We start from the raw sequence: 22713 nt of genomic DNA on the forward strand, positions 1-22713 counted from the left end.
GGCAAATTTTGCACGGCAGCCCAAAGGAAGCCCCATGAATCTGCCTCCCCGTCAGCAGCAAATCCTCGAGCTGGTCCGCGAACGCGGCTATGTGAGCATCGAGGAGATGGCGACGCTGTTCGTTGTCACCCCGCAAACCATCCGCCGCGACATCAATCAGCTCGCGGAAGCCAATCTGCTGCGTCGCTACCACGGTGGCGCCGCGTACGATTCCAGTGTGGAAAACACCGCGTATGCGATGCGTGCCGATCAGATGCGCGACGAAAAGCAACGCATCGGTGAAGCCATTGCCGCGCAGATTCCCGATCACGCCTCGCTGTTCATCAATATCGGTACGACCACCGAATCGATTGCTCGCGCCCTGCTCAATCACAGTCACCTGAAGATCATCACCAACAACCTGCACGTCGCCTCGATGCTCAGCGCCAAGGATGATTTCGATGTGCTGCTGACCGGCGGCAACGTGCGGCGGGACGGCGGTGTGGTCGGTCAGGCGAGCGTGGACTTCATCAATCAGTTCAAGGTCGATTTCGCCTTGGTCGGCATCAGCGGGATCGATGAGGACGGCAGCCTGCTCGATTTCGACTATCAGGAAGTCCGGGTCAGCCAGGCGATCATCGCCAACGCGCGACAGGTGATTCTCGCGGCGGACTCAAGCAAGTTCGGGCGTAATGCGATGATTCGACTGGGTCCGATCAGCCTGATCGATTGTCTGGTCACCGATCAGCAGCCGGTACCGGCGCTGGCGCAGTTGCTGAGTCAGCACAAGATTCGTCTGGAAGTCGTCTGATTCCTCTCCCTCGCTGACCGAACCGACGCTTTCGCGAGCAGGCTCGCTCCCACTCTTGGAATGCATTCCAGAATGTGGGAGCGAGCCTGCTCGCGAAAACAATCGATCAAACAACACATCTTCTGCGCCCTTGCGCGCGTTCATGTTCGAAAATTTTCTTTTAATCGCCCTTCGATGAGTTTTTTCAATCGAACGCGACTGGCTGCGCGAGTGTTTATGGGCTACCATTTTCGCAAATGAACATTTATGTTCGATTTCCAAGACAAAATCAAAAGAACCGAGGCCAGCCGATGTCCACCTCTACCTTGCGTACGCCCCCTCTCTCCGAGATCTATGACGTTGCCGTGATTGGCGGCGGGATCAACGGCGTGGGGATCGCAGCGGATGCCGCCGGTCGCGGTCTTTCGGTGTTCCTTTGCGAAAAAGACGACTTGGCCAGCCACACCTCGTCGGCCAGCAGCAAGCTGATCCACGGTGGCCTGCGCTATCTGGAGCATTACGAATTCCGTCTGGTGCGCGAAGCGCTGGCTGAGCGCGAAGTGTTGCTGGCCAAGGCGCCGCACATCGTCAAACCGATGCGTTTCGTACTGCCGCACCGCCCGCACCTGCGTCCAGCGTGGATGATTCGTGCCGGCCTGTTCCTTTATGACAACCTCGGCAAGCGCGAGAAGCTGCCAGGTTCGAAAAGCCTGAAGTTCGGCGCCGACAGCGCGCTGAAAAGCGAAATCAAGAAAGGCTTCGAATACTCCGACTGCTGGGTCGACGATGCCCGCCTCGTGGTCCTGAACGCCATGGCCGCCCGGGAAAAAGGTGCGCATGTGCACACCCAGACCCGTTGCGTCAGCGCACGTCGCACCAAAGGCCTGTGGCATCTGCATCTGGAGCGCGCCGACGGCAGTTTGTTTTCGATCACCGCCAAAGCACTGGTCAACGCCGCCGGCCCATGGGTGGCCAAGTTCATCCGTGACGACCTGAAGATGGAATCGCCTTACGGCATCCGTTTGATCCAGGGCAGCCACATCATCGTGCCGAAACTGTACGAAGGCGAACATGCGCATATTCTGCAAAACGAAGATCAGCGCATCGTTTTCACTATTCCGTACCTGAACCACTTCACCCTGATCGGCACCACCGACCGCGAGTACACCGGCGACCCGGCGAAAGTGGCAATCACCGAAGGCGAAACCGATTACGTGCTGAAAGTGGTCAACGCCCACTTCAAGAAGCAGCTCAGCCGCGAAGATATTGTGCACAGCTACTCGGGCGTCCGTCCTTTGTGCAACGACGAATCCGACAATCCGTCGGCAGTGACCCGCGATTACACCCTGGCGCTGTCGGGCAGTGCCGAAGAAGCGCCGTTGCTGTCGGTGTTCGGTGGCAAGCTCACCACTTACCGCAAACTCGCCGAGTCGGCGATGGCGCAGTTGATGCCGTTCTTCACCCAAATGCGCCCGAGCTGGACTGCCACCGCCACCCTGCCCGGCGGCGAAGACATGACCACGCCAGAGGCGCTGAGCGCGCGAATTCGCGACAAGTTCGATTTCGTCCCGACTGAAATCGCCCGGCGCTGGGCCGTCACCTACGGCAGCCGCACCTGGCGCATGCTCGAAGGCGTGGAAACACTGGCCGACATGGGCGAACACATCGGCGGCGGGCTCTACACCCGCGAAGTCGATTATTTGTGCAGCGAAGAGTGGGCGACCACGGCGCACGACATCCTGTGGCGCCGTACCAAACTAGGCTTGTTCACCACGGCGGAGGAGCAGCAGAAGCTCGCGACGTATCTGGGCAAGGTTGAGCAGAATCGGAAGATCGAAGCGGCTTGATCTCACCGTTCAAATGAAAGCCCCTGAATCGAGAGATTCAGGGGCTTTTTGTTATGTGGACTTTGTTGAACCTGATTGGGGCAGTTAGATCTTTTCCCCCTCACCCCAGCCCTCTCTCCCAAGGGGTAGAGGGGGAAAGGGAGCCGATCTCCGTGGGTTCCAAAGTCCGAGGTCGACTCGGTATCTCACGTCGCCGTAACTCGACCATCCACCGCAGTCAGTCCCCTCTCCCTCCGGGAGAGGGTTAGGGTGAGGGGCTTTTGATCGTTCGGTTTTCCGAACGCGACTCCACAGTCGATTCGGTTAACCGGATCTCACCCTCAAAAAATTACCGCCACAAAACTTTAATAACGTTATAAAACAACTGGTTAACCGACTGTGACTGGTCTGGCACGAGTCATGCTCTACACTCTCTCGACGAATGCCTGCTGTGCCGACACTTCAGGAGCCGTCAGGCATTCGAAGCACAAAAAGGGCCGACAAACTGGCTCCATAAAAAAAACAATGTCGAGGAAAATTTGATGCGCATCGTTCCCCATATCCTGGGCGCAGCCATTGCTGCCGCTCTGATCAGCACGCCAGTTTTCGCCGCCGAGCTCACCGGCACCCTGAAGAAGATCAAAGAGTCCGGTGTCATCACCCTGGGCCACCGTGACGCCTCCATTCCGTTCTCCTACATCGCTGATGCATCCGGCAAACCGGTCGGCTACTCGCACGACATCCAGCTGGCCATCGTCGAAGCGATCAAGAAAGACCTCGACCTGCCGAACCTGCAAGTCAAATACAACCTCGTCACCTCGCAGACCCGTATCCCGCTGGTGCAGAACGGCACCGTGGACGTCGAGTGCGGTTCGACCACCAACAACGTCGAGCGTCAGCAGCAGGTCGACTTCTCCGTCGGCATCTTCGAAATCGGTACCCGTCTGCTGTCCAAGAAAGACTCCAAGTACAAGGATTTCGACGATCTGAAAGGCAAGAACGTCGTGACCACCGCCGGTACCACTTCCGAGCGCATCCTCAAGGCGATGAACGCCGACAAGCAGATGGGCATGAACGTCATCTCCGCCAAAGACCACGGCGAGTCCTTCCAGATGCTGGAATCGGGCCGTGCCGTTGCCTTCATGATGGATGACGCACTGCTGGCCGGCGAAGCCGCCAAGGCCAAGAAAGCCGCCGATTGGGAAGTGACCGGCACGCCACAGTCGTATGAAATCTACGGCTGCATGATGCGCAAAGGCGACGAGCCGTTCAAAAAGGCTGTGGATGACGCGATCAAGGCCACTTACGCTTCGGGCGACATCAACAAGATCTACGAGAAGTGGTTCATGCAGCCGATTCCGCCAAAAGGCCTGAACCTGAACTTCCCGATGAGCGACGAGCTCAAGGCGCTGATCGCCAATCCGACCGACAAAGCGGCTGACGACAAGAAGTCCTGATTTTCTGACTAACCTTATCCCCTGAGGAGGCGCCTGCCTTTTCAGGGGATGGTCATTCCCTGCTGGCATTTTTCTGGAAACACTCGAACCGGTGGCTGTCGAGCCGATCGCGTGTGCCCGGTCTTTGAAAAAAGACTGGGGAGGGAACGGAGTTCCCCAGGCGGGCACTTGTACATCGATCGAATCGAGGGGAGACCCTAATGAATTACAACTGGGACTGGGGCGTGTTCTTCAAGTCCACCGGCGTGGGCAGCGAGACCTATCTCGACTGGTTCATCTCCGGTCTGGGCTGGACCATCGCCATCGCCATCGTGGCGTGGATCATCGCCCTGCTGCTCGGCTCGCTGCTGGGCATCATGCGCACCGTGCCGAACCGCATCGTATCGGGCATTGCGACCTGCTACGTCGAGCTGTTCCGTAACGTGCCGCTGCTGGTGCAGCTGTTCATCTGGTACTTCCTGGTGCCCGATCTGCTGCCACCGGATCTGCAGGAGTGGTACAAGCAGGACCTCAACCCGACCACCTCGGCCTACCTGAGCGTTGTCGTCTGCCTGGGTCTGTTCACCGCCGCCCGTGTCTGCGAGCAGGTGCGCACCGGTATCCAGGCACTGCCTCGGGGTCAGGAATCCGCCGCCCGCGCGATGGGTTTCAAACTGCCGCAGATCTACTGGAACGTGCTGCTGCCCCAGGCCTACCGGATCATCATTCCACCGCTCACCTCGGAATTCCTCAACGTATTCAAGAACTCCTCCGTGGCGTCCCTGATCGGTTTGATGGAATTGCTGGCGCAGACCAAACAGACCGCCGAGTTCTCGGCCAACCTGTTCGAAGCGTTCACCCTGGCAACGCTGATCTATTTCACCCTCAACATGAGCCTGATGCTGCTGATGCGCCTGGTCGAGAAGAAAGTCGCGGTGCCCGGCCTGATCTCCGTGGGGGGTAAATAATGGAATTCGATTTCAGTGGCATCGTCCCGGCCATTCCCGGTTTGTGGAACGGCATGGTGATGACCCTCAAGCTGATGGCCATGGGCGTGATCGGCGGGATGATTCTCGGCACGATCCTCGCGCTGTGCCGTCTGTCGCACAACAAGCTGCTGTCGAGCATAGCCGGCGCCTACGTCAACTATTTCCGCTCGATTCCGCTGCTGCTGGTGATCACCTGGTTCTACCTGGCGGTGCCATTCGTGCTGCGCTGGATCACCGGCGAAGACACGCCGATCGGCGCGTTCACCTCCTGCGTCGTGGCGTTCATGATGTTCGAAGCGGCGTACTTCTGCGAAATCGTCCGGGCTGGTGTGCAGTCGATTTCCAAGGGCCAGATGGGTGCCGCGCAAGCGCTGGGCATGAACTACGGACAGATGATGCGCCTGATCATCCTGCCGCAGGCGTTCCGCAAGATGACCCCGCTGCTGCTGCAGCAGAGCATCATCCTGTTCCAGGACACCTCGCTGGTCTACACCGTGGGCCTGGTGGATTTCCTCAACGCCTCGCGCGCCAGCGGCGACATCATCGGCCGCTCCAATGAGTTCCTGATTTTCGCCGGTCTCGTGTACTTCATCATCAGCTTCGCCGCCTCGCGGTTGGTCAAGCGTCTGCAAAAAAGGTTCGCCGTATGATCTCTATCAAAAACATCAACAAGTGGTATGGGGACTTCCAGGTGCTGACTGATTGCAGCACCGAGGTCAAGAAAGGCGAAGTGATCGTGGTCTGCGGCCCGTCGGGTTCCGGCAAGTCGACGCTGATCAAGTGCGTCAACGCCCTGGAGCCGTTCCAGAAAGGTGACGTGGTGGTTGACGGCACGTCGATCGCCGACCCGAAAACCAACCTGCCGAAACTGCGTTCGCGCGTGGGCATGGTGTTCCAGCATTTCGAGCTGTTCCCGCACCTGACCATCACCGAAAACCTGACCATCGCGCAGATCAAGGTGCTTGGCCGCAGCAAGGAAGAGGCGACCAAAAAAGGCCTGCAACTGCTCGAGCGCGTAGGTTTGTCGGCGCACGCCCACAAGCATCCGGGGCAACTGTCCGGCGGTCAGCAACAGCGTGTGGCGATTGCCCGTGCGCTGGCGATGGACCCGATCGTCATGCTGTTCGACGAACCGACCTCGGCGCTCGACCCGGAAATGGTCAATGAAGTGCTCGACGTCATGGTGCAGCTGGCCCACGAAGGCATGACCATGATGTGCGTGACCCACGAAATGGGCTTCGCCCGTAAAGTGGCGGACCGGGTGATCTTCATGGACCAGGGCAAGATCATCGAAGACTGCCCGAAAGAGGAATTCTTCGGCGACATCAGCGCCCGCTCCGAACGCGCGCAGCACTTCCTTGAGAAAATCCTGCAGCACTAAAAGCAACACACCCGCACCCTGTCTGTGGGGTGCGGGCAGCCTGACAATGAGATTCCCTGTGGCGAGGGGATTTATCCCCGTCCGGCTGCGCAGCAGTCGTAAAACCTCTGCATGCGGTCTTTCAGTTAAACCGCAGTGATGGTTTTGGGGCCGCTTCGCGGCCCAACGGGGATAAATCCCCTCGCCACAGGCACAAACAAGTGTTGTGGTTGACCCAAGGCATCTGTGATGAAATGCGACCCCACTCTTTATCGCGCTGCCGAGCCATCACTTGCCGTGAAGCCCCGTCTGATCCGTCATCTGTTCCTGCCGCCACTGATCATCGCCCTGATGGTCGGCCTGGGTTTCATCGGCTTCTGGACCAGTGAACACTTCGGCATCCGCAGCCTCGGCGAGAACGGTCAGCGTCAGCTGGAACTGCACGCCCGCGCGGTCGAAAGCGAGATCAGCAAATACACCTACCTGCCCAGCCTGCTGGAACTCGAAACCAGTGTGCCGCAGTTGCTGGCCGACCCGACCCCGGAGCACCGGCAGACGGTCAACGATTACCTCGAAGGCCTGAACCGCCGCAGCCGCAGCCGGGCCATCTACGTCATGGACACCACCGGCCGGGTCATGGCCACCAGCAACTGGCGCGATGTCGACAGTTATCTGGGTGAAGACTTGTCCTTCCGCGCCTATTTCAAGGACGCCGTGCGCGGCCAGCCCGGGCGCTTCTATGGCATCGGCAGCACCAACGGCGAACCCGGTTACTACCTTGCCCACGGCCTCGAAGAGCACGGCAAGATCATCGGTGTCGCGGTGGTCAAGGTGCGTCTGGAAGCCATGGAAGAGCGCTGGCAGCGCGCGCGTCTGGAAGCGTTCGTCAGCGATGAGAACGGCATCATCATTCTGTCCAGCGATCCGGCGCGACGGCTGAAATCGGTGATCCCGCTCAGCGACGAGGTCAAGGAAAAACTCGCCCGCAGCCTGCAGTATTACTGGTTCCCTCTCAACGAACTGCAACCGCTGGCCCGCGAGACACTGGCCGAGGGCGTGGAGAAACTGACGTTCCCGGCCAACAGTGAATTGCAGCCCGACGAAGACGACATCAGTTATCTGGCGCAAACCCGACTGCTGAGTGACACGCCGTGGAATTTCACTCTGCTGACACCGTTGCAGGACCTGCGCCGCGAAGCGATCAACCAAGGCATTCTGGTGGCGGTGGCGTTCGCCCTGTTCGCCTTCCTGCTGATTGCCTGGAACGAGCGGCGCAAAGTCCTCGCCACCCGCCTCGCCGCCCGCGAAGCGTTGCAGGAAGCGAACAGCCAACTGGAGCGTCGGATTACCGAACGCACCGCCGATCTGCGCGCCAGCAACGAACGCCTGAAGAGTCAGATCCGCGAGCGCCGCCAGGCCGAAGAGACGTTGCGCCGCGCTCAGGATGAACTGGTGCAGGCCGGCAAACTTGCGGCCATCGGCCAGATGTCGACCAGCATTGCCCATGAACTGAACCAGCCGCTGGCGGCGATGCGCACGCTGTCGGGCAACACCGTGCGCTTTCTCGAGCGCGGCCAGCTCGACGTCGCCAGCACCAACCTCAAGACCATCAACGACCTGATCGACCGCATGGGCCGGATCACCGCCAGCCTGCGTTCGTTTGCCCGGCGCGGCGACAACAAGGGTCAGGCCAGTCTCGGCAAAGCCGTCGACGCCGCCTTGCAAGTGCTCGGCGCGCGCGTGGAAAACACCGCGCTGCAGATTCACCGGCAGTTTGCCGATGTGCAATTGCTGATCGATCAGACCCGCCTCGAACAGATCCTCGTCAACCTGATCGGCAACGCCCTCGACGCCATGCACGCGCAACCGCAGCCGCAGCTGTGGCTGGAGGGTGAAGAATTCAACGGCAAGTATCGCCTGCGGGTGCGCGACAATGGCCACGGCATCGACGCCGAAGCACGCAAGCATCTGTTCGAACCGTTCTTCACCACCAAGCCCGGCGAGCAAGGCCTGGGACTGGGCCTGACCCTGTCCGCCAGCCTCGCCGCCGCTACCGGCGGGCACCTGGGTGTCGAACACCCGGCCGGCGGTGGCACCACTTTCGTCCTCAGTTTACCGTTGGTAAGCCCTCTTTCTGCCGAGCCAATATGAACCCTGAACTCAGTGTGCTGATTGTCGAAGATGACCCCCATGTGCTGCTCGGCTGCCAACAGGCGCTGACCCTCGAAGACATTCCGTGCATCGGCGTCGGCAGTGCCGAAGAGGCGCTGGCGCAGGTCGGCGACAACTTTGCCGGCATCGTCATCAGCGACATCCGCCTGCCGGGCATCGATGGCCTGGAATTGCTCACCCGCCTCAAGCAACGTGATCGCAGCCTGCCGGTGGTGCTGATCACCGGCCACGGCGACATTTCCATGGCTGTCGGCGCGATGCAGAAAGGCGCCTACGATTTCATGGAAAAACCGTTCTCGCCGGAGCGCCTGGTCGATGTCGCGCGACGGGCGCTGGAGCAACGCAGCCTCGCCCGCGAGGTTTCCTCGTTGCGTCGGCAACTGGCTGAACGCGACTCCCTTGAAGGGCGGATCATCGGTCGCTCGCCAGCAATGCAGAACCTGCGTGAACTGATCGCCAACGTCGCCGACACTTCGGCCAACGTCTTGATCGAAGGCGAGACCGGCACCGGCAAGGAACTGGTCGCCCGTTGCCTGCACGATTTCAGTCGGCGCCACAGCAAACAGTTCGTCGCGCTGAACTGCGGCGGCCTGCCGGAAAACCTCTTTGAAAGCGAGATCTTCGGCCACGAAGCCAACGCCTTCACCGGCGCCGGCAAACGCCGGATCGGCAAGATCGAGCATGCCGACGGCGGTACGCTGTTCCTCGACGAAGTGGAAAGCATGCCGCTGCCATTGCAGATCAAGTTGCTGCGCGTATTGCAGGAACGCACCCTCGAACGGCTCGGCTCGAACCAGAGTGTGGCAGTGGATTGCCGGGTGATTGCGGCGACCAAATCCGACCTCGATGAGTCAAGCAAGGCCGGCGAGTTTCGCAGCGACTTGTACTACCGCCTCAACGTCGTGACCCTGGAATTGCCACCGCTGCGCGAACGCCGCGAAGACATCCTGCAACTGTTCGAACACTTCACTCAGCAATCGGCGCTGCGCTTTGATCGCGCACTACCGGAGCTGGACAACCAGACCCTGTCGAACCTGATGAGCCACGACTGGCCGGGCAACGTGCGCGAACTGCGCAACGTCGCCGAACGCTTCGCCCTCGGCCTGCCGGCTTTCAAGAAATCCGGGGCCAGCGCCGGCCAGGGTCTGGCGTTTGCCGAAGCGGTGGAAGCGTTCGAGCGCAATCTGCTGGTCGACGCCTTGCAACGCAGCGGCGGCAACCTGACCCAGGCCAGCCAGGAACTGGGCATGGCCAAGACCACGCTGTTCGACAAAGTCAAAAAGTACGGGCTGAGCCACTGATGGATCTGATTCTCAAAGCCGCTATCGGCGCGGCAGTGGTGCTGATCCTCGCGGCACTGTCCAAGACCAGAAATTACTACATCGCCGGCCTGGTGCCGCTGTTTCCGACCTTTGCCCTGATCGCGCATTACATCGTCGGCAAGGGTCGTTCGGTCGACGACCTGAAGACCACGATCGTATTTGGGATGTGGTCGATCATTCCCTACTTCGTGTATCTGGCGACGTTGTACGTGATGGTCGACCGCATGCGCCTGGAAGCGTCACTGGCGGTGGCGGCGGTAGCCTGGTTGATAGCGGCGACGGTGCTGGTCAGCGTGTGGGTCCGGCTGCATGCCTGAACCCACGCGCATCTGCCTCTAGCGACCGTAGACTCGGGCCAGTTGCGCGGACGACAAGGCATCCTCGAACGGCACCGGCACTGACTTCACCGCACCGTAGAGATTGCGGTAGCGCCAGTAGTTGCCGCTCTGCGCCAGTTGATAACCGCGCTCGACCACGCGCTGGCCGTCGAGCACGTAACGCAGGGTTTCCTGCGCGGCGGGCGGTGGCGTCGGTTGCATCAGGTCGGCGCTCAACACGCGCATGGATTCATCAATGCATTCATCCAGCACGGCGGTGACCTTGGCCAGGTCAAGGGCGCCATCATCAATGCATTGCTTGCCGCAACGACGAATCGGCTGACTGGCCACTTCGATGCGCATGCGGTACAGCGGCGAGCCGGCGATATCCTGCAATTGCACCTGATTGACCAGCACGAAACTGCCGCGATCGGGCGTCAGCATCAGCTTCGGTTCGATCAGCAAGCGTGCCGTGACCGCACCTGCCCCCTGCTTGAATCCGGACACCTGCGACGCCGCCTGAAAACGCTGTTGCAAGCGCTCCTGCAACGGCACGCCAGCAAGCAGGTCAGCCAGCGGCCGCGATTCGTTCAGCGCGGCTTTTTCGGCATCGCGCTGTAACGTACCGGAACCCATTTGCGTGTTGATCAGGCTGGCCACCAGAATCCCCGCCAGCCCAGCGCCCGCGCCGGAGCTCGACACCAGCGTGTAGCTGGAATTGGCCGCGTTCACTGCCGCCTTGCTGTCGATCACCGTGCTGGCGCCGACGAATTCCGCCGGCAGTTGCACGTCGACCTTGAGCCCGTGAGCCTGCACATAGCTCATCGCCGCCTGATCCTTGAAACCGGCCTCAGGTGCCGGTTTCTGCGCACAGCCAGGCAACGCCAGCAGCGAGATCGCCGCGAAGGTCAGCGCCAGACGTTTCATTGCGCGAACGGGGCGATCATTTGCTGACGGCTGTTATCCATCGCCTGATAAAACGCGTTGGACAGGTTGGTGTAGGACGGCTCGTCCCACTCGCCTTGCGCGGCTTGCACAGCGGCGAATGGCTGGTACCACAAGAGTTTGTTGTCCGACAGATCGATCACCATGCCCTGGCCGCCGACCTGGGCCATCGGCACGCTGGTGGGCACGATGCTGTAGTAGCTGCGGGTGGCACCGGTGGCATAAATCGACACCAGCAGCAGACGGTCGATGCCGTGGGCAGCTTTCATCGGCGACAGGTCCTTGGTCATGTAGCCCTCGCGGAAATCGACTTCCTTGAAGGTCTTCAGATCGACCTTTTCATCAATGCGCTTGGCCTTGTAGCCCTTGGCTTGCAGCTTGGCGACGATGGCGTCGGGCAGGGTTTCCAGATCGCGCACCTGCCAGGTCTCGACATTGGCGCTGAGCTTGCTGTTGACGCCGGCATTGATGGCGTAATCAAGGATGCCCTGATTGCCGGTCAGCGCCAGCACTGGCGACGGTACGACGGTAATGGCCACACCGATGGTCGGCTCTTTGGCATCCCAGAACTGTTTGTCCAGGGCCACGGGCGGTTGCAGATGGGCGCAGCCGGTGAGAGTCAGTACGGCGAGCAGAGCCAGCGCGGCCCATTGACGTGTAGCGCGAAAAATCATGGATCAAGTCCCTATGTCTGAAAACGTTCCTGCGCCTTATCGGCAACAACGCGGCAAACAATAGTGGCACATTGATATTTTTTTGGCGACAGGATGCTGGCGCACTCTTACAGCAGATTGTTCTGCGCCGCCGGATCGACCCGAGCCCAATGCGAAGTGTCCTCGCGATGCGCCTGCAAATACGGCAGCACCGCCGCCAGCAACGGCTCCTTGAACGCCTCCTGAAAGCGATGCGCCAGTCCCGGAATCAGTTTCAACTGACTGCCCTGAATGTGCGCCGCCAGATGTACGCCGTGCATCACCGGCAGCAGTGGATCTGCCGTGCCATGCACCACCAGGGTCGGCACGCGCAGTTGATTGAGCAGTGCCACCCGGCTCGGCTCGGCAAGAATCGCCATGATCTGCCGTTTGACGCCTTCGGGGTTGAACGCGCGGTCGTAGGACGCAGCCGCCTGTTGCAACAGCGCTTGGCGATCATCGTTTACCGCCGGGCTACCGAGTGCCGCGAGCAGATCGGCCTGTTGCTCCAGCGCCACTTCGCGGTTCGGCGCGCCCCGCCGCGAGAGCAACTGCACCAGCGCCGCACTCGGCGCCGGCAGGCCTTCAGCGCCGGAAGTGGTCATGATCAGCGTCAGGCTTTCCACCCGCTGCGGCGCCATCGCCGCCATGTGCTGGGCGATCATTCCGCCCATGCTCGCGCCGAGCACGTGGAATTGCTCGACCTTCAGCGCGGTCATCAAACCCAGCGCATCGTCGGCCATGTCAGTCAGGCTGTAAGGGGCCGAGACCGGCAGACCGAGTTTGTAACGCAGCACTTCGAAAGTCAGATTGGCCTCGATCGGCGCCTGCCGCCAGGTGGACAGGCCGACGTCGCGGTTGTCATAACGAATCACCCGAAACCCTTGCTGACACAGCGCGACCACGACTTCGTCCGGCCAGTGGATCAACTGTCCTCCCAGGCCCATGACCAGCAACAGCGCCGGGTCCGATGCACGGCCGATACTTTGATAGGCAAGACTGACCTGCGCCAGCTCGGCGTGCTCGGTCGGCACGTTGACATCACAGCGTCCGGCTGCAAACGAGCCGGCCCCGAACAAAAGCGCGGCCAACACGGCCGCGACTGAAAACAATCTCTTGAACATGAAAAACACCAAAACGCAGCACCCCAGTAGAGCGCGAGTCTGATGAAGTTCGGGCGAGCGCGCTGCCACAGTTGCATGACAGTTTGATGAAGAGTGCCGAGCGGTCGGCTGTCGATTGCATCGCCGGATCCTGGCCGGCAGATCGACAAAGCCAACGTCATGAGACAAACTCACCTTCGACGCATTCGTCACAAGTTTTCTTCATGGAGCCCGCCGGTGCTTGAAATCCGACATCTGAAAACCCTGCATGCCCTGCGCGAGGCCGACAGTCTGGTCGACGCCGCCGACCGTTTGCATCTGACACAGTCAGCACTGTCGCACCAATTCAAAGAACTGGAAGAGCGCATGGGCATGCAGTTGTTCGTACGCAAGACCAAACCGGTGCGCTTCACCAGCGCCGGTTTGCGCCTGCTGCAACTGGCCGACGCCACCCTGCCGCTTTTGCGCGCCGCTGAACGGGACATCGGTCGGCTGGCCGGTGGCACCGCCGGGCGTCTGCACATGGCGATCGAATGCCACAGCTGCTTCCAGTGGCTTATGCCGACCATCGACCAGTTCCGCGATGCCTGGCCGGAAGTCGAGCTGGACCTGGCTTCGGGTTTCGCTTTCGCGCCGCTGCCGGCACTGGCCCGTGGCGATCTGGATCTGGTGGTGACCTCCGATCCGCTGGAAATTGCCGGCATCACTTACGTGCCGCTGTTCACTTACGAAGCCATGCTCGCGGTGGCCAACCAGCATGCGCTGGCGAGCAAGCCGTACATCGTTCCTGAAGACTTGTTGACGGAAACGCTGATCACCTACCCGGTCGAGCGCGATCGCCTGGACATCTTCACCCGCTTCCTCGAACCGGCCGACATCGAACCGGCGCAGGTGCGCACTTCAGAACTGACGGTGATGATGATGCAACTGGTCGCCAGCGGCCGTGGCGTCTGCGGCATGCCGCACTGGGCGCTGCATGAATACAGCTCGCGCGGTTATGTGAAGGGCAAGCGGCTGGGTGAAAAGGGCTTGTTTGCGACACTGTACGCGGCGATTCGCACCGACATGCTCGACGCGCCGTACATGCGCGATTTCCTGCTGACCGCCAAGGACACCTCGTTTTCGACCCTCGATGGTGTCAGCGCCGTACGCTGATCTGCTGTGCAGGAGATGATCGTTCCCACGCTCTGCGTGGGAATGCCTCAACGGACGCTCTGCGTTCGGCTTTGGATGGGACGCAGAGCGTCCCGGGCTGCATTCCCACGCAGAGCGTGGGAACGATCAGTAGGCGGAAATTATCGCTGGGTCAGAGTTCGCGCCACATGTGGATCTTGTCGAAATACTCTTCGCCCACCCGCACGGCGAGCGGTTCGAGGCCGTACTGAATGAAGCCGCAACGCCGGTACAACTGGAAAGCCGCGTCATTGCCGGCAGTCACGGTGAGCTGCAGCAATTTCAGCGCCGGATGCTTTTGCGCTTCGGCCAATGCCGCCTGCACCAGATCAAAGCCCAGGCCCCGGCGACGAAAATCCGCCGAGACATACATGCCGAACAGCGTGGCCTTGTGGCGCGCCTTCTCGCGCGGTTCGAACGCCAGGCCGACAATCCCGGCCAACGTCCCGGCATCGAATGCCCCCAGCACCACATCGAGCTTGCTGGTCAGGCGCCCTTCCCACCAACTCAACGGCATCACCGCGCGTTCGCGCACGCTGGAAGTGAAGGCCTGCGGATGCCGGTCATAGGCTTCAAGCATCAGTTCGCGGTAGGCCAGGGCGTGGCTGGCGTCCAGCCGTTCGATCCACATGTCAGGCGGCCCGGCGTTGTTCGAGCATCAGTTTTACGGCGAGGCCGCCGAGCACCAGGCCCATGAAATAACGCTGCATCGCCAGCCACGTCGGGTTGCGCACAAACCACGAGGCGATGCCTGCGGCGAACAGCGCGATCAACAGATTGACGCTGAAGCTGACGCTGATCTGCGTCAGGCCGAGGACGATGCTTTGGGCGAACACCGAGCCGTGCTCAGGGCTGATGAATTGCGGAAACACCGACAGATAGAACACGGCGATTTTCGGGTTCAGCGCACTGGTGAGAAAGCCCATGGTGATCAGCTTGCGCGACGAGTCCGGCGGCAATTGCTGCGCTTCGAACGGCGAACGTGCGCCGGGCTTCAGCGCTTGCCAGGCCAGCCACAGCAGGTACAACGCGCCGGCCCATTTCAACACTTCATAAGCCATCGGCACGGCGAGAAACACCGCCGTCAAACCCGCCGCCGCGGCGAACATATGCACGAAGAACCCGCCGACCACGCCAAGCAACGAAGTCACTCCGGCGCGGCGGCCCTGACAGATCGACCGCGAGATCAGATAGATCATGTTCGGCCCCGGCGTCAGCACCATCAGCAATGCGGCGGCGGCGAAGATCAGCAGGTCTTGCAACGGGATCATGGCAAAGTCCTTTGCGGGAATGATCAGGCGAGTGCCGTCAGTGAACGGCGATAGAACGGCAGGATGTGCTCGCGTGTCAATGGCGCCAGCTCGAGCGCCGGATCAGTGGCCGGATCGACCCAGATGACTTCCTCGATCTCCGCCGCCGGGCAGACATCAGTGTCGATGGTCAGTTGAAATATTTCCGCATGGACAATAAAGCCCGGCTCGTTGGCGGCGGGGGCGGAAAAGCTGTTGAGGAAAATCGCCTGCGCCGGGTCGATCTGCAGCCCGAGTTCTTCTTCCAGCTCACGGGCCAATGCGTGCACTGGCAACTCGTGGGCTTCGATCTTGCCACCCGGTTGCATGAACGCCGTGGTGCCGCGCTTGCGCACCAGCAGAGTCTGGCCTTGCGGGTTGAGCAGCAGCGCAGCGGCGATATGAATGGTCGACATAAAGGAATCCCTTGGCGCAAAAGCGCCAAGGATCCCATGCCCGTCAGAGGGAAGCCAAGCCACGAAGCTCAGGTCGCTTCCTGAAAATCCAGTTCCGGCGGCTGACGGCGGAAACCACCCGTCAGCACGGCGAGATACACCACACCAATCGCCAGCCAGCTCAGCCCCAGCCACACCGCCAGATGATCAAGGCTGACCATCAGCCACAGGTCGGCCACCAGACCGATCAGCGGGCAGAGCAGAAACAGCAGCAGCTCGCGCGGACCTTTTTTCTCGCCGCCGATCCAGTAATGGAAGATCACCGACAGGTTGACCAGGCTGAACGCCAGGAACGCGCCGAAGTTGATGAACGAGGTCGAGGTGGTGACGTCGAGTTTCAGCGCCAGCAACGCCACCGCCGCGCACAACAGAATGCTGTTGACCGGGGTGCCGAAGCGCGCGTGCAAGGTGCCGAAAAATGACTTCGGCAAGACGCCGTCGCGGCCCATGGCGAACAGCAGTCGCGAACCACTTGCCTGGGCCGACAGCCCCGAGGCGAACTGGCCGACGATCAGGCCGATCAGGAAGATCGACACGAACAGGTCGCCACCGATGTTGCGCGCAATTTCATAGGCTGCCGAGTCGACGCTGTCGAACTGGAACGATGGATGAGCGATCTGCACGAAGTACGAAACGCCGACGAAGATCAGGCCGCCAATCAGGGTGATCAGCATGATCGCCCGGGGAATGGTGCGGCGTGGATCGCGGGTCTCTTCGGTCAGGGTGCTCACAGCGTCAAAGCCAAGGAATGAATAGCAGGCAATCGCCGCGCCGCTCATGATCAGCGGCATCTTCATGTCGCCGTTGAAGAACGGTTTGATCGACCACAGCGGCGTGCTCGCATCGCCGCCGATGTAGTGCACGCACAGCGCAACGAAGGCAATCAATACGAGGAACTGCACCAGCATCAGCAAGGCGTTGATGCCGTTAGCCAGTTTCAGCCCGACGATGTTGATCGCACTGGTGATGCCGATGAACGCCAGCACCCAGATCCATTGCGGGATCGACGGAAATGCCGAAGCCAGATAAGCGGCGCCGATCAGCCAGATCGCCATCGGTAGAAATAGATAATCGAGCAACACCGCCCAGCCGGCAATGAAACCGAGTTTCGGACTGATCGCCTTGCGCACATAGCTGTAAGCCGAACCGGCGACCGGGAAAGCGGCGGCCATGCGTCCGTAACTCATGGCGGTGAAGAACATCGCCACCAGCGCCGCCAGGTAGGCGGCCGGCACCATGCCGGCGGTGGACTGGGCGAGGATGCCGAAAGTGCCGAGGACAATGATCGGCGTCATGTAGGCGATGCCGAACAGCACCACCGACCCTAGCGAAAGGGTGCGTTGCAAACGAGCCATGGGCGACTTACTCCGAATGTTATTGGATTTATGGCAGAGCCGGGTTCGGCGAAAATTTCGGGTGTGGCTGATTATTTTTGTTCGACTGAAGATCGTTACCCCCCTCACCCCAGCCCTCTCCCCCGAAGGGGGCGAGGGGGAAAGGGAGCCGATCTATGTGGACTTCAATATCTGAGTTCGACTCGGTATCTCAGGTCGATGTATTTCGAAACTACACCTCGGTCAGTCCCCTCTCCCTCCGGGAGAGGGCTAGGGTGAGGGCAGCGGTTATGGGTGTGGAATCAATAGCTCGCGAACACCGCAAGCCTGCTCCACCACCTCCCCCGGCAACTTCAAACGCTGATCATCCAGATAGCGATAATCCTTGCGCGCAAACTCCAGTTGCGTGGAATCCAGCTCGACCCTGAACTGCCCTTCTTCGCGTCCGGCCTCGAACAGCAGCGCACCCAACGGATCGACCAGCGCGCTGCCGCCGGCAAACACCAGACCGTCATCCCCTGCATCAACGCGATTGACCATCAGCGCAAACGCCTGGTTTTCCTGGGCGCGGGCCATGATCGCGGTGCGGTGGGTCGGGCCGTACGGGTCCATGTTGCCGTTGGTGACGATGAGCAATTCCACGCCAAGTTGCGCCAGTGCGCGGGCGGTTTCCGGGAACTCGATGTCGTAGCAGATCAACAGGCCCACACGCGCACCGTTCCACACGCAGGTGGCGTAACGGTCGCCGGCTTCGAACACGCCGCGATCCGAAGCCCACAAGTGGGTCTTGCGGTATTTCAGGGCGATGCCTTCGGGAGTGATCAGCAGCGTGGTGTTGTAGAAGCGGCCGTTGTCGTTTTCGGCCATGCCGACCACCACAGCGATGTCACGCTCACGCGCTGCTGCGAGCACGGCGCTGACGGTCGGGCCGTCGAGCGGTTCGGCGATCTGCGCCACGGTTTCGGCGTTGGGGAAGCCCATCAGGTGGGTTTCCGGGAACACGATCATCTGCGTGTCGGCCGCGCAGGCAGCAATCGCCGCCAGTGCGCGTTGCAGGTTGTAAGCCGTGTCGTGATCACGGCCCGCCAGTTGGGCGAGTTCGACTTTCATGGATATCCCTTGTTATGTGGCCCGGCCCGGAAAGATTGCCCGGTGCCTGTCTGTGGGCCAGTATGCGCAGCAAGCAACCGGCCAGGGAATCACGCGGCCGGGGTAACCCGATAGGGGTAGATCGATGACACTTTCGTTGAATGACATCACTTGGCACCGCGCCGTCGGGCAATTGATCGACGCGCTCGACAAGCCCAATTTCTGGGCGCAACTGGTGCGTCTGCTTGAACAGTACGTGGCGTTCGATAGCTGGGTGGTGCTGCTGTTCAGTGCCGATCAGCATCCGCAAGTCTTCGCCGAATGCCCCGGCGAGGACGGCAGCCCGGACCCGTTGTTCCAGGATTATCTGCGCGGGCTGTATCTGCTCGATCCGTTCTACATCGCCTGCCGCGAGCAGTCGCGCACCGGCCTGTATCGTCTTTCGGAAGTCGCGCCGGAGCATTTCGAGCTGACCGAGTACTACCAGCGATACTTTCGTCTGAATGTGGTGGCCGACGAAATCCAGTTCAATTGCCAGCTCGAAGGCGAGCGCACGCTGTGCCTGTCGCTGGGCAGTGAAAAACGTTTCACTGGCGAACAGATCGCTTTGCTGTCTTTGATTCAACCATGGGTGCTGGGCCTGTTGCGCCAACGTCTGCCGTACGAAATCAACGAAACCGTGGCCCTCGCCGTCGCACCTGCGCAGGCAGACTGGCGGGTGCAACTGGAAGCGTCGGTGCAACAGCTCAAAGGCGCCCAACTGACCGCGCGGGAACTGGACGTCGGGCGTTTAATGCTCAGCGGTTGTTCCAGCAAAGAAATCGCCCGCAAGCTGGAAATCTCCGTGGAAACCGTGAAAGTCCATAAGAAACACATGTACAGCAAGCTGGGGATCAAATCCCAGTCCGAGCTGTTTTCGATTTTTCTGCAGGCGCAGAACGCCTGAAACAATGTGACTAACGCTTTTTGTGGGAGCGCGCCTGCTCGCTCCCACAGAAATGCGTGCCGTTGCACAAAATTGAGTCCGAACCAAGGAAACCGTATGAGCCTGTCGCTGCTGAGCCGCTACGCCTTCTTTGCCGTCTGCGTGATTTTCACCCTCGCCAGCCTGCCCTTTCTCGAACATGACTGGCTGTGGCCGATCACTGCCGTCACTGGGGTGCTGAGCCTGCTCGGCGTGTTCGACCTGTTGCAGACGCGCCATGCAGTGCGCCGCAATTATCCGATTCTGGGCAACATCCGTTATCTGGTCGAAGGTATCCGCCCGGAGATTCGCCAGTACCTGCTCGAATCCGACAGCGACGCCCTGCCCTTCTCCCGCGCCCAGCGTTCGCTGGTGTACTCGCGAGCGAAAAACGAAACCGCTGACAAACCGTTCGGCACGCTGATCGACGTCTACCAGTCCGGCTTCGAATTCATCGGCCACTCGATGCGCCCGGCGCCGTTGAGCGACCCGAACGGTTTCCGCGTCACTGTCGGCGGGCCGCAGTGCACGCAGCCGTATTCGGCGTCGATCTTCAATATCTCGGCGATGAGCTTCGGCTCGCTCAGCGCCAACGCCATCCGCGCCTTGAACCAGGGCGCGAAACTCGGCAACTTTGCCCACGATACCGGTGAAGGCAGCATCAGCCCGTATCACCGCGAACACGGCGGCGACCTCACCTGGGAGCTGGGCAGCGGCTACTTCGGCTGCCGCACCAGCGACGGCCGTTTCGACCCGGAGCGCTTCGCCGTACAGGCACAGAATCCGCAAGTGCGCATGATTGAAATCAAGATGAGCCAGGGCGCCAAACCCGGCCACGGCGGCATCCTGCCCAAGCACAAGGTCACCAAAGAAATCGCAGAGACCCGCGGCATCCTGATGGGCGAAGACTGCGTTTCGCCGTCGCGCCACAGTGCGTTTTCCACGCCGATCGAGATGATGCAGTTCATCCAGCAACTGCGCGAACTGTCCGGCGGCAAACCGGTGGGTTTCAAGTTCTGCCTCGGCCATCCGTGGGAATTCATGGGCATTGCCAAGGCCATGCTGGAAACCGGCATTCTTCCCGACTTCATCGTCGTCGATGGCAAGGAAGGCGGCACTGGCGCAGCGCCTGTCGAGTTCACCGACCACATCGGCGTGCCGATGCGCGAAGGCTTGCTGTTCGTCCATAACACGCTGGTCGGCCTCAACCTGCGCGACAAGATCAAACTCGGCGCCAGCGGCAAGATCGTCAGCGCCTTCGACATCGCCAGCGTGTTGGCCATCGGCGCCGACTGGGCCAACTCGGCGCGCGGCTTCATGTTCGCCATCGGCTGCATCCAGTCACAGTCGTGCCACACCAACAAATGCCCGACCGGCGTCGCCACCCAGGACGCCCTGCGCCAACGCGCTCTGGTGGTGCCGGACAAGGCCCAGCGCGTCTACAACTTCCATCGCAGCACGCTCAAAGCGCTGGCGGAGATGCTCGCTGCCGCCGGGCTCGATCATCCATCGCAACTGTCGGCCAAGCATCTGGTGCGGCGCATGTCGGCAACCGAGATCAAACTGTTTTCGCAGCTGCACGTGTTTCTGAAACCGGGGGAATTGCTTACTGGCGAAGTGAATGGCGAGTTTTATTCGCGGATGTGGCAGATGGCGCGGGCGGACAGTTTTGAGCCGCAGGAAGTGGTAGCGGCGTAAGATTGGCGATCAGCTCGCGCGAACCAAAAAAGCCCCGATCTTGCGACCGGGGCTTTGTGGTTTTCAGGCGTCAGGATTCAAGAAACCGAACGCACCGAACCTTGCGACACTTGCGTCGGCTGCAACTTGAACACGTAAAACAACACCGTCAGCAACACCAGAAACGCCGGCCCGACATACAGCGCCACGCGGGTATCCGGGAAGTACGCCATCAGGCCGACCACCAGTACCAGAAACGCCAGGGCGAAGTACGAGCTGACCGGGTACAGCCACATCTTGTACTTGAGGCCGGCACGTTCGCTGGCGCTCAGGCCTTTGCGGAATTTCAGCTGGGCGAGAAGGATCATCACCCAGGTCCAGATCGCACCGAAGGTGGCAATCGAGGTGACCCAGACGAAGACCTTTTCCGGCACCAGATAGTTGAGCACTACGCCCAGCAGCAACACCGCGATCGACAGCAACAGCGCCCGACGCGGCACGCCGTTGTTCGAGGTCTTGGCGAAACCGGCCGGGGCCTGGCCGTTCTGCGCCAGGCTGTAGAGCATGCGCCCGGTGCTGAAGATGCCGCCGTTGCACGACGACAGCGCCGCAGTAATCACCACGAAGTTGATGATACCGGCGGCGGTCTTGATGCCCAGCCGCTCGAAGGTCATCACGAACGGGCTGCCCTGGGTGCCGATTTCGTTCCACGGGTAGATCGACAGAATCACGAACAGCGCGCCGACGTAGAACAGCAGAATCCGCCAGAACACCGAGCCGATCGCGTCAGGAATGGTCTTCTGTGGGTTTTTCGCTTCACCGGCGGTCAGGCCGATCATCTCGACACCGAGGTAGGCGAACATGACCATCTGCAGCGACATCAGCACACCGGTCACGCCGTTGGGCATGAAACCGCCGTGGGCCCACAGGTTGGAAATGCCCAGCGCCACGCCATCATTGCCGAAACCGAAGGCGATGATGCCGACGCCGCCGATGACCATGGCGATGATGGTGACGATCTTGATCAGGGCGAACCAGAATTCGAACTCGCCGAAGGCTTTCACCGCAATCAGGTTGATCGAGCCCATGCTGATCAACGCCGCCAGGGCCCAGATCCAGCGCGGTACATCGGGGAACCAGATACCCATGTACACCGCCACCGCAGTGATTTCCGCGACGCAGGTGACCAGCCACAGAAACCAGTAATTCCAACCGGTGAGAAAGCCTGCCAGCGGACCGAGATAGTCCTGCGCGTAGCGGCTGAACGAACCGGCCACCGGGTTATGCACGGCCATTTCGCCGAGTGCGCGCATGATCACCAGGATCGCCAGACCGCCAAGAATGTAGGAAAGCATGATCGCCGGACCGGCCATCTGGATGGCTTTGGCCGAGCCGAGAAACAGGCCGACGCCGATACAGGCACCGAGCGCCATCAGGCGGATATGCCGTTCGCCGAGTTCACGTTTGAGCGGACCGCCCGAAGCGGTGTCGCCGTGCGGCAGAGGATTGCCAACTGGCATAGGGGTACAACCTCGTCTTGTTATTGGATATGACCACCGGGTTTCGAAGCGTCGGCCGATAGGCCTTGGCTGGGCAGGAAACCGCGTCGGCTTCGTGGGCAGACGCGTCTTGCAGGGCGGGCCTGAAAGATCAGCGGGGCGTGCAGTATAAAAAGCTCAGGGCAGGATTTTTCACTCTAAAAGTCACAACATTCAGCGACAACTCTCGGCAATAGTGGGTTCTGCGGAGAGGCATTACCTGCATTACGTAGGAAAAGTCGTCACTGAAAAAGCCGCGAAGT

Annotated in this window: 21 protein-coding genes; 12 read left to right on the top strand and 9 right to left on the bottom strand. The window is 60.6% G+C overall.

Features of this window, described 5'->3' with window-relative positions:
• Window positions 1–34: 34 nt before the first annotated feature.
• The 9 genes from OK411_RS22455 to OK411_RS22495 all read left to right on the top strand — a co-directional run bounded on the left by OK411_RS22455 (window position 35) and on the right by OK411_RS22495 (window position 10191).
• On the top strand, window positions 35–790 hold the full coding sequence (locus tag OK411_RS22455; RefSeq protein WP_007953179.1) for a DeoR/GlpR family transcriptional regulator: 756 nt from the start codon (window positions 35–37) through the stop codon (window positions 788–790).
• Between the two features lie 290 nt (window positions 791–1080).
• On the top strand, window positions 1081–2616 hold the full coding sequence (glpD, locus tag OK411_RS22460; protein ID WP_136492784.1) for a glycerol-3-phosphate dehydrogenase: 1536 nt from the start codon (window positions 1081–1083) through the stop codon (window positions 2614–2616).
• Window positions 2617–3137: 521 nt separating this feature from the next.
• The gene (locus OK411_RS22465; RefSeq protein WP_024014164.1) at window positions 3138–4052 is read left to right on the top strand and encodes a glutamate/aspartate ABC transporter substrate-binding protein; all 915 of its coding nucleotides are present in this window, start codon (window positions 3138–3140) and stop codon (window positions 4050–4052) included.
• A gap of 200 nt (window positions 4053–4252) precedes the next feature.
• The gene (locus OK411_RS22470; RefSeq protein WP_016773392.1) at window positions 4253–4999 is read left to right on the top strand and encodes an amino acid ABC transporter permease; all 747 of its coding nucleotides are present in this window, start codon (window positions 4253–4255) and stop codon (window positions 4997–4999) included.
• Window positions 4999–5670 (top strand): amino acid ABC transporter permease, encoded by a 672-nt coding sequence (locus tag OK411_RS22475; RefSeq protein WP_016773391.1) that lies wholly within the window; start codon window positions 4999–5001, stop codon window positions 5668–5670. The genes OK411_RS22470 and OK411_RS22475 overlap by 1 nt, the downstream gene beginning before the upstream one ends.
• The gene (locus OK411_RS22480) at window positions 5667–6401 is read left to right on the top strand and encodes an amino acid ABC transporter ATP-binding protein (RefSeq protein WP_016773390.1); all 735 of its coding nucleotides are present in this window, start codon (window positions 5667–5669) and stop codon (window positions 6399–6401) included. The genes OK411_RS22475 and OK411_RS22480 overlap by 4 nt, the downstream gene beginning before the upstream one ends.
• Before the next feature lie 228 nt (window positions 6402–6629).
• Window positions 6630–8531, top strand: a complete 1902-nt coding sequence (locus OK411_RS22485) for a sensor histidine kinase (protein ID WP_056790048.1) — start codon at window positions 6630–6632, stop codon at window positions 8529–8531.
• The gene (locus tag OK411_RS22490) at window positions 8528–9853 is read left to right on the top strand and encodes a sigma-54-dependent transcriptional regulator (RefSeq protein ID WP_024014166.1); all 1326 of its coding nucleotides are present in this window, start codon (window positions 8528–8530) and stop codon (window positions 9851–9853) included. Before OK411_RS22485 ends, OK411_RS22490 begins: the two co-directional genes overlap by 4 nt.
• Window positions 9854–9861: 8 nt before the next feature.
• Window positions 9862–10191 (top strand): GlpM family protein, encoded by a 330-nt coding sequence (locus tag OK411_RS22495; protein ID WP_172834034.1) that lies wholly within the window; start codon window positions 9862–9864, stop codon window positions 10189–10191.
• A gap of 18 nt (window positions 10192–10209) precedes the next feature.
• On the opposite strand, the gene OK411_RS22500 is transcribed toward OK411_RS22495, so the two are convergent.
• The 3 genes from OK411_RS22500 to OK411_RS22510 form a co-directional block, all read right to left on the bottom strand.
• A complete protein-coding gene (locus OK411_RS22500; RefSeq protein WP_264365715.1) occupies window positions 10210–11118 on the bottom strand; it encodes a hypothetical protein in 909 nt (302 codons plus the stop codon).
• Window positions 11115–11810, bottom strand: a complete 696-nt coding sequence (locus OK411_RS22505; RefSeq protein ID WP_122747864.1) for a hypothetical protein — start codon at window positions 11808–11810, stop codon at window positions 11115–11117. Before OK411_RS22505 ends, OK411_RS22500 begins: the two co-directional genes overlap by 4 nt.
• A 107-nt stretch (window positions 11811–11917) precedes the next feature.
• Window positions 11918–12952 (bottom strand): alpha/beta fold hydrolase, encoded by a 1035-nt coding sequence (locus OK411_RS22510; RefSeq protein ID WP_264365716.1) that lies wholly within the window; start codon window positions 12950–12952, stop codon window positions 11918–11920.
• A gap of 216 nt (window positions 12953–13168) precedes the next feature.
• On the opposite strand from OK411_RS22510, the gene metR reads away from it, so the two are divergent.
• Window positions 13169–14086, top strand: a complete 918-nt coding sequence (gene metR / locus OK411_RS22515) for a transcriptional regulator MetR (RefSeq protein WP_016773382.1) — start codon at window positions 13169–13171, stop codon at window positions 14084–14086.
• 151 nt (window positions 14087–14237) lie between these two features.
• Here metR and OK411_RS22520 read toward each other — a convergent pair whose 3' ends face one another.
• The 5 genes from OK411_RS22520 to OK411_RS22540 form a co-directional block, all read right to left on the bottom strand.
• Window positions 14238–14735: a GNAT family N-acetyltransferase gene (locus OK411_RS22520; protein WP_264365717.1), complete on the bottom strand. Its 498-nt coding sequence runs from the start codon at window positions 14733–14735 to the stop codon at window positions 14238–14240.
• A gap of 1 nt (window position 14736) precedes the next feature.
• Window positions 14737–15375 carry a LysE family translocator gene (locus OK411_RS22525; RefSeq protein ID WP_024014171.1) on the bottom strand — a complete coding sequence of 213 codons (639 nt, stop codon included), beginning with the start codon at window positions 15373–15375 and terminating at the stop codon, window positions 14737–14739.
• Window positions 15376–15398: 23 nt separating this feature from the next.
• Window positions 15399–15809, bottom strand: a complete 411-nt coding sequence (locus OK411_RS22530) for an NUDIX hydrolase (protein ID WP_071173448.1) — start codon at window positions 15807–15809, stop codon at window positions 15399–15401.
• 68 nt (window positions 15810–15877) lie between these two features.
• A complete protein-coding gene (locus OK411_RS22535; RefSeq protein WP_264365718.1) occupies window positions 15878–17203 on the bottom strand; it encodes an APC family permease in 1326 nt (441 codons plus the stop codon).
• A gap of 267 nt (window positions 17204–17470) precedes the next feature.
• Window positions 17471–18292, bottom strand: a complete 822-nt coding sequence (locus OK411_RS22540) for a carbon-nitrogen hydrolase family protein (RefSeq protein ID WP_264365719.1) — start codon at window positions 18290–18292, stop codon at window positions 17471–17473.
• A 124-nt stretch (window positions 18293–18416) separates the two neighbouring features.
• On the opposite strand from OK411_RS22540, the gene OK411_RS22545 reads away from it, so the two are divergent.
• Entirely contained in the window at window positions 18417–19217 is an 801-nt protein-coding gene (locus tag OK411_RS22545; RefSeq protein ID WP_016773377.1) for a helix-turn-helix transcriptional regulator, read from the top strand.
• A gap of 96 nt (window positions 19218–19313) precedes the next feature.
• Window positions 19314–20933, top strand: a complete 1620-nt coding sequence (locus OK411_RS22550; RefSeq protein ID WP_122691339.1) for an FMN-binding glutamate synthase family protein — start codon at window positions 19314–19316, stop codon at window positions 20931–20933.
• Between the two features lie 77 nt (window positions 20934–21010).
• Here OK411_RS22550 and OK411_RS22555 read toward each other — a convergent pair whose 3' ends face one another.
• Window positions 21011–22432 carry an amino acid permease gene (locus OK411_RS22555; RefSeq protein WP_110646216.1) on the bottom strand — a complete coding sequence of 474 codons (1422 nt, stop codon included), beginning with the start codon at window positions 22430–22432 and terminating at the stop codon, window positions 21011–21013.
• Window positions 22433–22713: the final 281 nt, after the last annotated feature.

This window comes from Pseudomonas sp. RG1, from assembly GCF_025910115.1.
In the GTDB taxonomy this organism is placed as follows: domain Bacteria; phylum Pseudomonadota; class Gammaproteobacteria; order Pseudomonadales; family Pseudomonadaceae; genus Aquipseudomonas; species Aquipseudomonas atacamensis.

What these genes read in the sequence shown, in the direction of transcription:
- OK411_RS22455 (WP_007953179.1), top strand. Translation starts at nt 35, where the DNA reads ATGAATCTGCCTCCCCGTCAGCAGCAAATCCTCGAGCTGGTCCGCGAA.
- glpD (WP_136492784.1), top strand. Translation starts at nt 1,081, where the DNA reads ATGTCCACCTCTACCTTGCGTACGCCCCCTCTCTCCGAGATCTATGAC.
- OK411_RS22465 (WP_024014164.1), top strand. Translation starts at nt 3,138, where the DNA reads ATGCGCATCGTTCCCCATATCCTGGGCGCAGCCATTGCTGCCGCTCTG.
- OK411_RS22470 (WP_016773392.1), top strand. Translation starts at nt 4,253, where the DNA reads ATGAATTACAACTGGGACTGGGGCGTGTTCTTCAAGTCCACCGGCGTG.
- OK411_RS22475 (WP_016773391.1), top strand. Translation starts at nt 4,999, where the DNA reads ATGGAATTCGATTTCAGTGGCATCGTCCCGGCCATTCCCGGTTTGTGG.
- OK411_RS22480 (WP_016773390.1), top strand. Translation starts at nt 5,667, where the DNA reads ATGATCTCTATCAAAAACATCAACAAGTGGTATGGGGACTTCCAGGTG.
- OK411_RS22485 (WP_056790048.1), top strand. Translation starts at nt 6,630, where the DNA reads ATGAAATGCGACCCCACTCTTTATCGCGCTGCCGAGCCATCACTTGCC.
- OK411_RS22490 (WP_024014166.1), top strand. Translation starts at nt 8,528, where the DNA reads ATGAACCCTGAACTCAGTGTGCTGATTGTCGAAGATGACCCCCATGTG.
- OK411_RS22500 (WP_264365715.1), bottom strand. Translation starts at nt 11,118, where the DNA reads ATGAAACGTCTGGCGCTGACCTTCGCGGCGATCTCGCTGCTGGCGTTG.
- OK411_RS22505 (WP_122747864.1), bottom strand. Translation starts at nt 11,810, where the DNA reads ATGATTTTTCGCGCTACACGTCAATGGGCCGCGCTGGCTCTGCTCGCC.
- OK411_RS22510 (WP_264365716.1), bottom strand. Translation starts at nt 12,952, where the DNA reads ATGTTCAAGAGATTGTTTTCAGTCGCGGCCGTGTTGGCCGCGCTTTTG.
- OK411_RS22520 (WP_264365717.1), bottom strand. Translation starts at nt 14,735, where the DNA reads ATGTGGATCGAACGGCTGGACGCCAGCCACGCCCTGGCCTACCGCGAA.
- OK411_RS22525 (WP_024014171.1), bottom strand. Translation starts at nt 15,375, where the DNA reads ATGATCCCGTTGCAAGACCTGCTGATCTTCGCCGCCGCCGCATTGCTG.
- OK411_RS22530 (WP_071173448.1), bottom strand. Translation starts at nt 15,809, where the DNA reads ATGTCGACCATTCATATCGCCGCTGCGCTGCTGCTCAACCCGCAAGGC.
- OK411_RS22535 (WP_264365718.1), bottom strand. Translation starts at nt 17,203, where the DNA reads ATGGCTCGTTTGCAACGCACCCTTTCGCTAGGGTCGGTGGTGCTGTTC.
- OK411_RS22540 (WP_264365719.1), bottom strand. Translation starts at nt 18,292, where the DNA reads ATGAAAGTCGAACTCGCCCAACTGGCGGGCCGTGATCACGACACGGCT.
- OK411_RS22545 (WP_016773377.1), top strand. Translation starts at nt 18,417, where the DNA reads ATGACACTTTCGTTGAATGACATCACTTGGCACCGCGCCGTCGGGCAA.
- OK411_RS22550 (WP_122691339.1), top strand. Translation starts at nt 19,314, where the DNA reads ATGAGCCTGTCGCTGCTGAGCCGCTACGCCTTCTTTGCCGTCTGCGTG.
- OK411_RS22555 (WP_110646216.1), bottom strand. Translation starts at nt 22,432, where the DNA reads ATGCCAGTTGGCAATCCTCTGCCGCACGGCGACACCGCTTCGGGCGGT.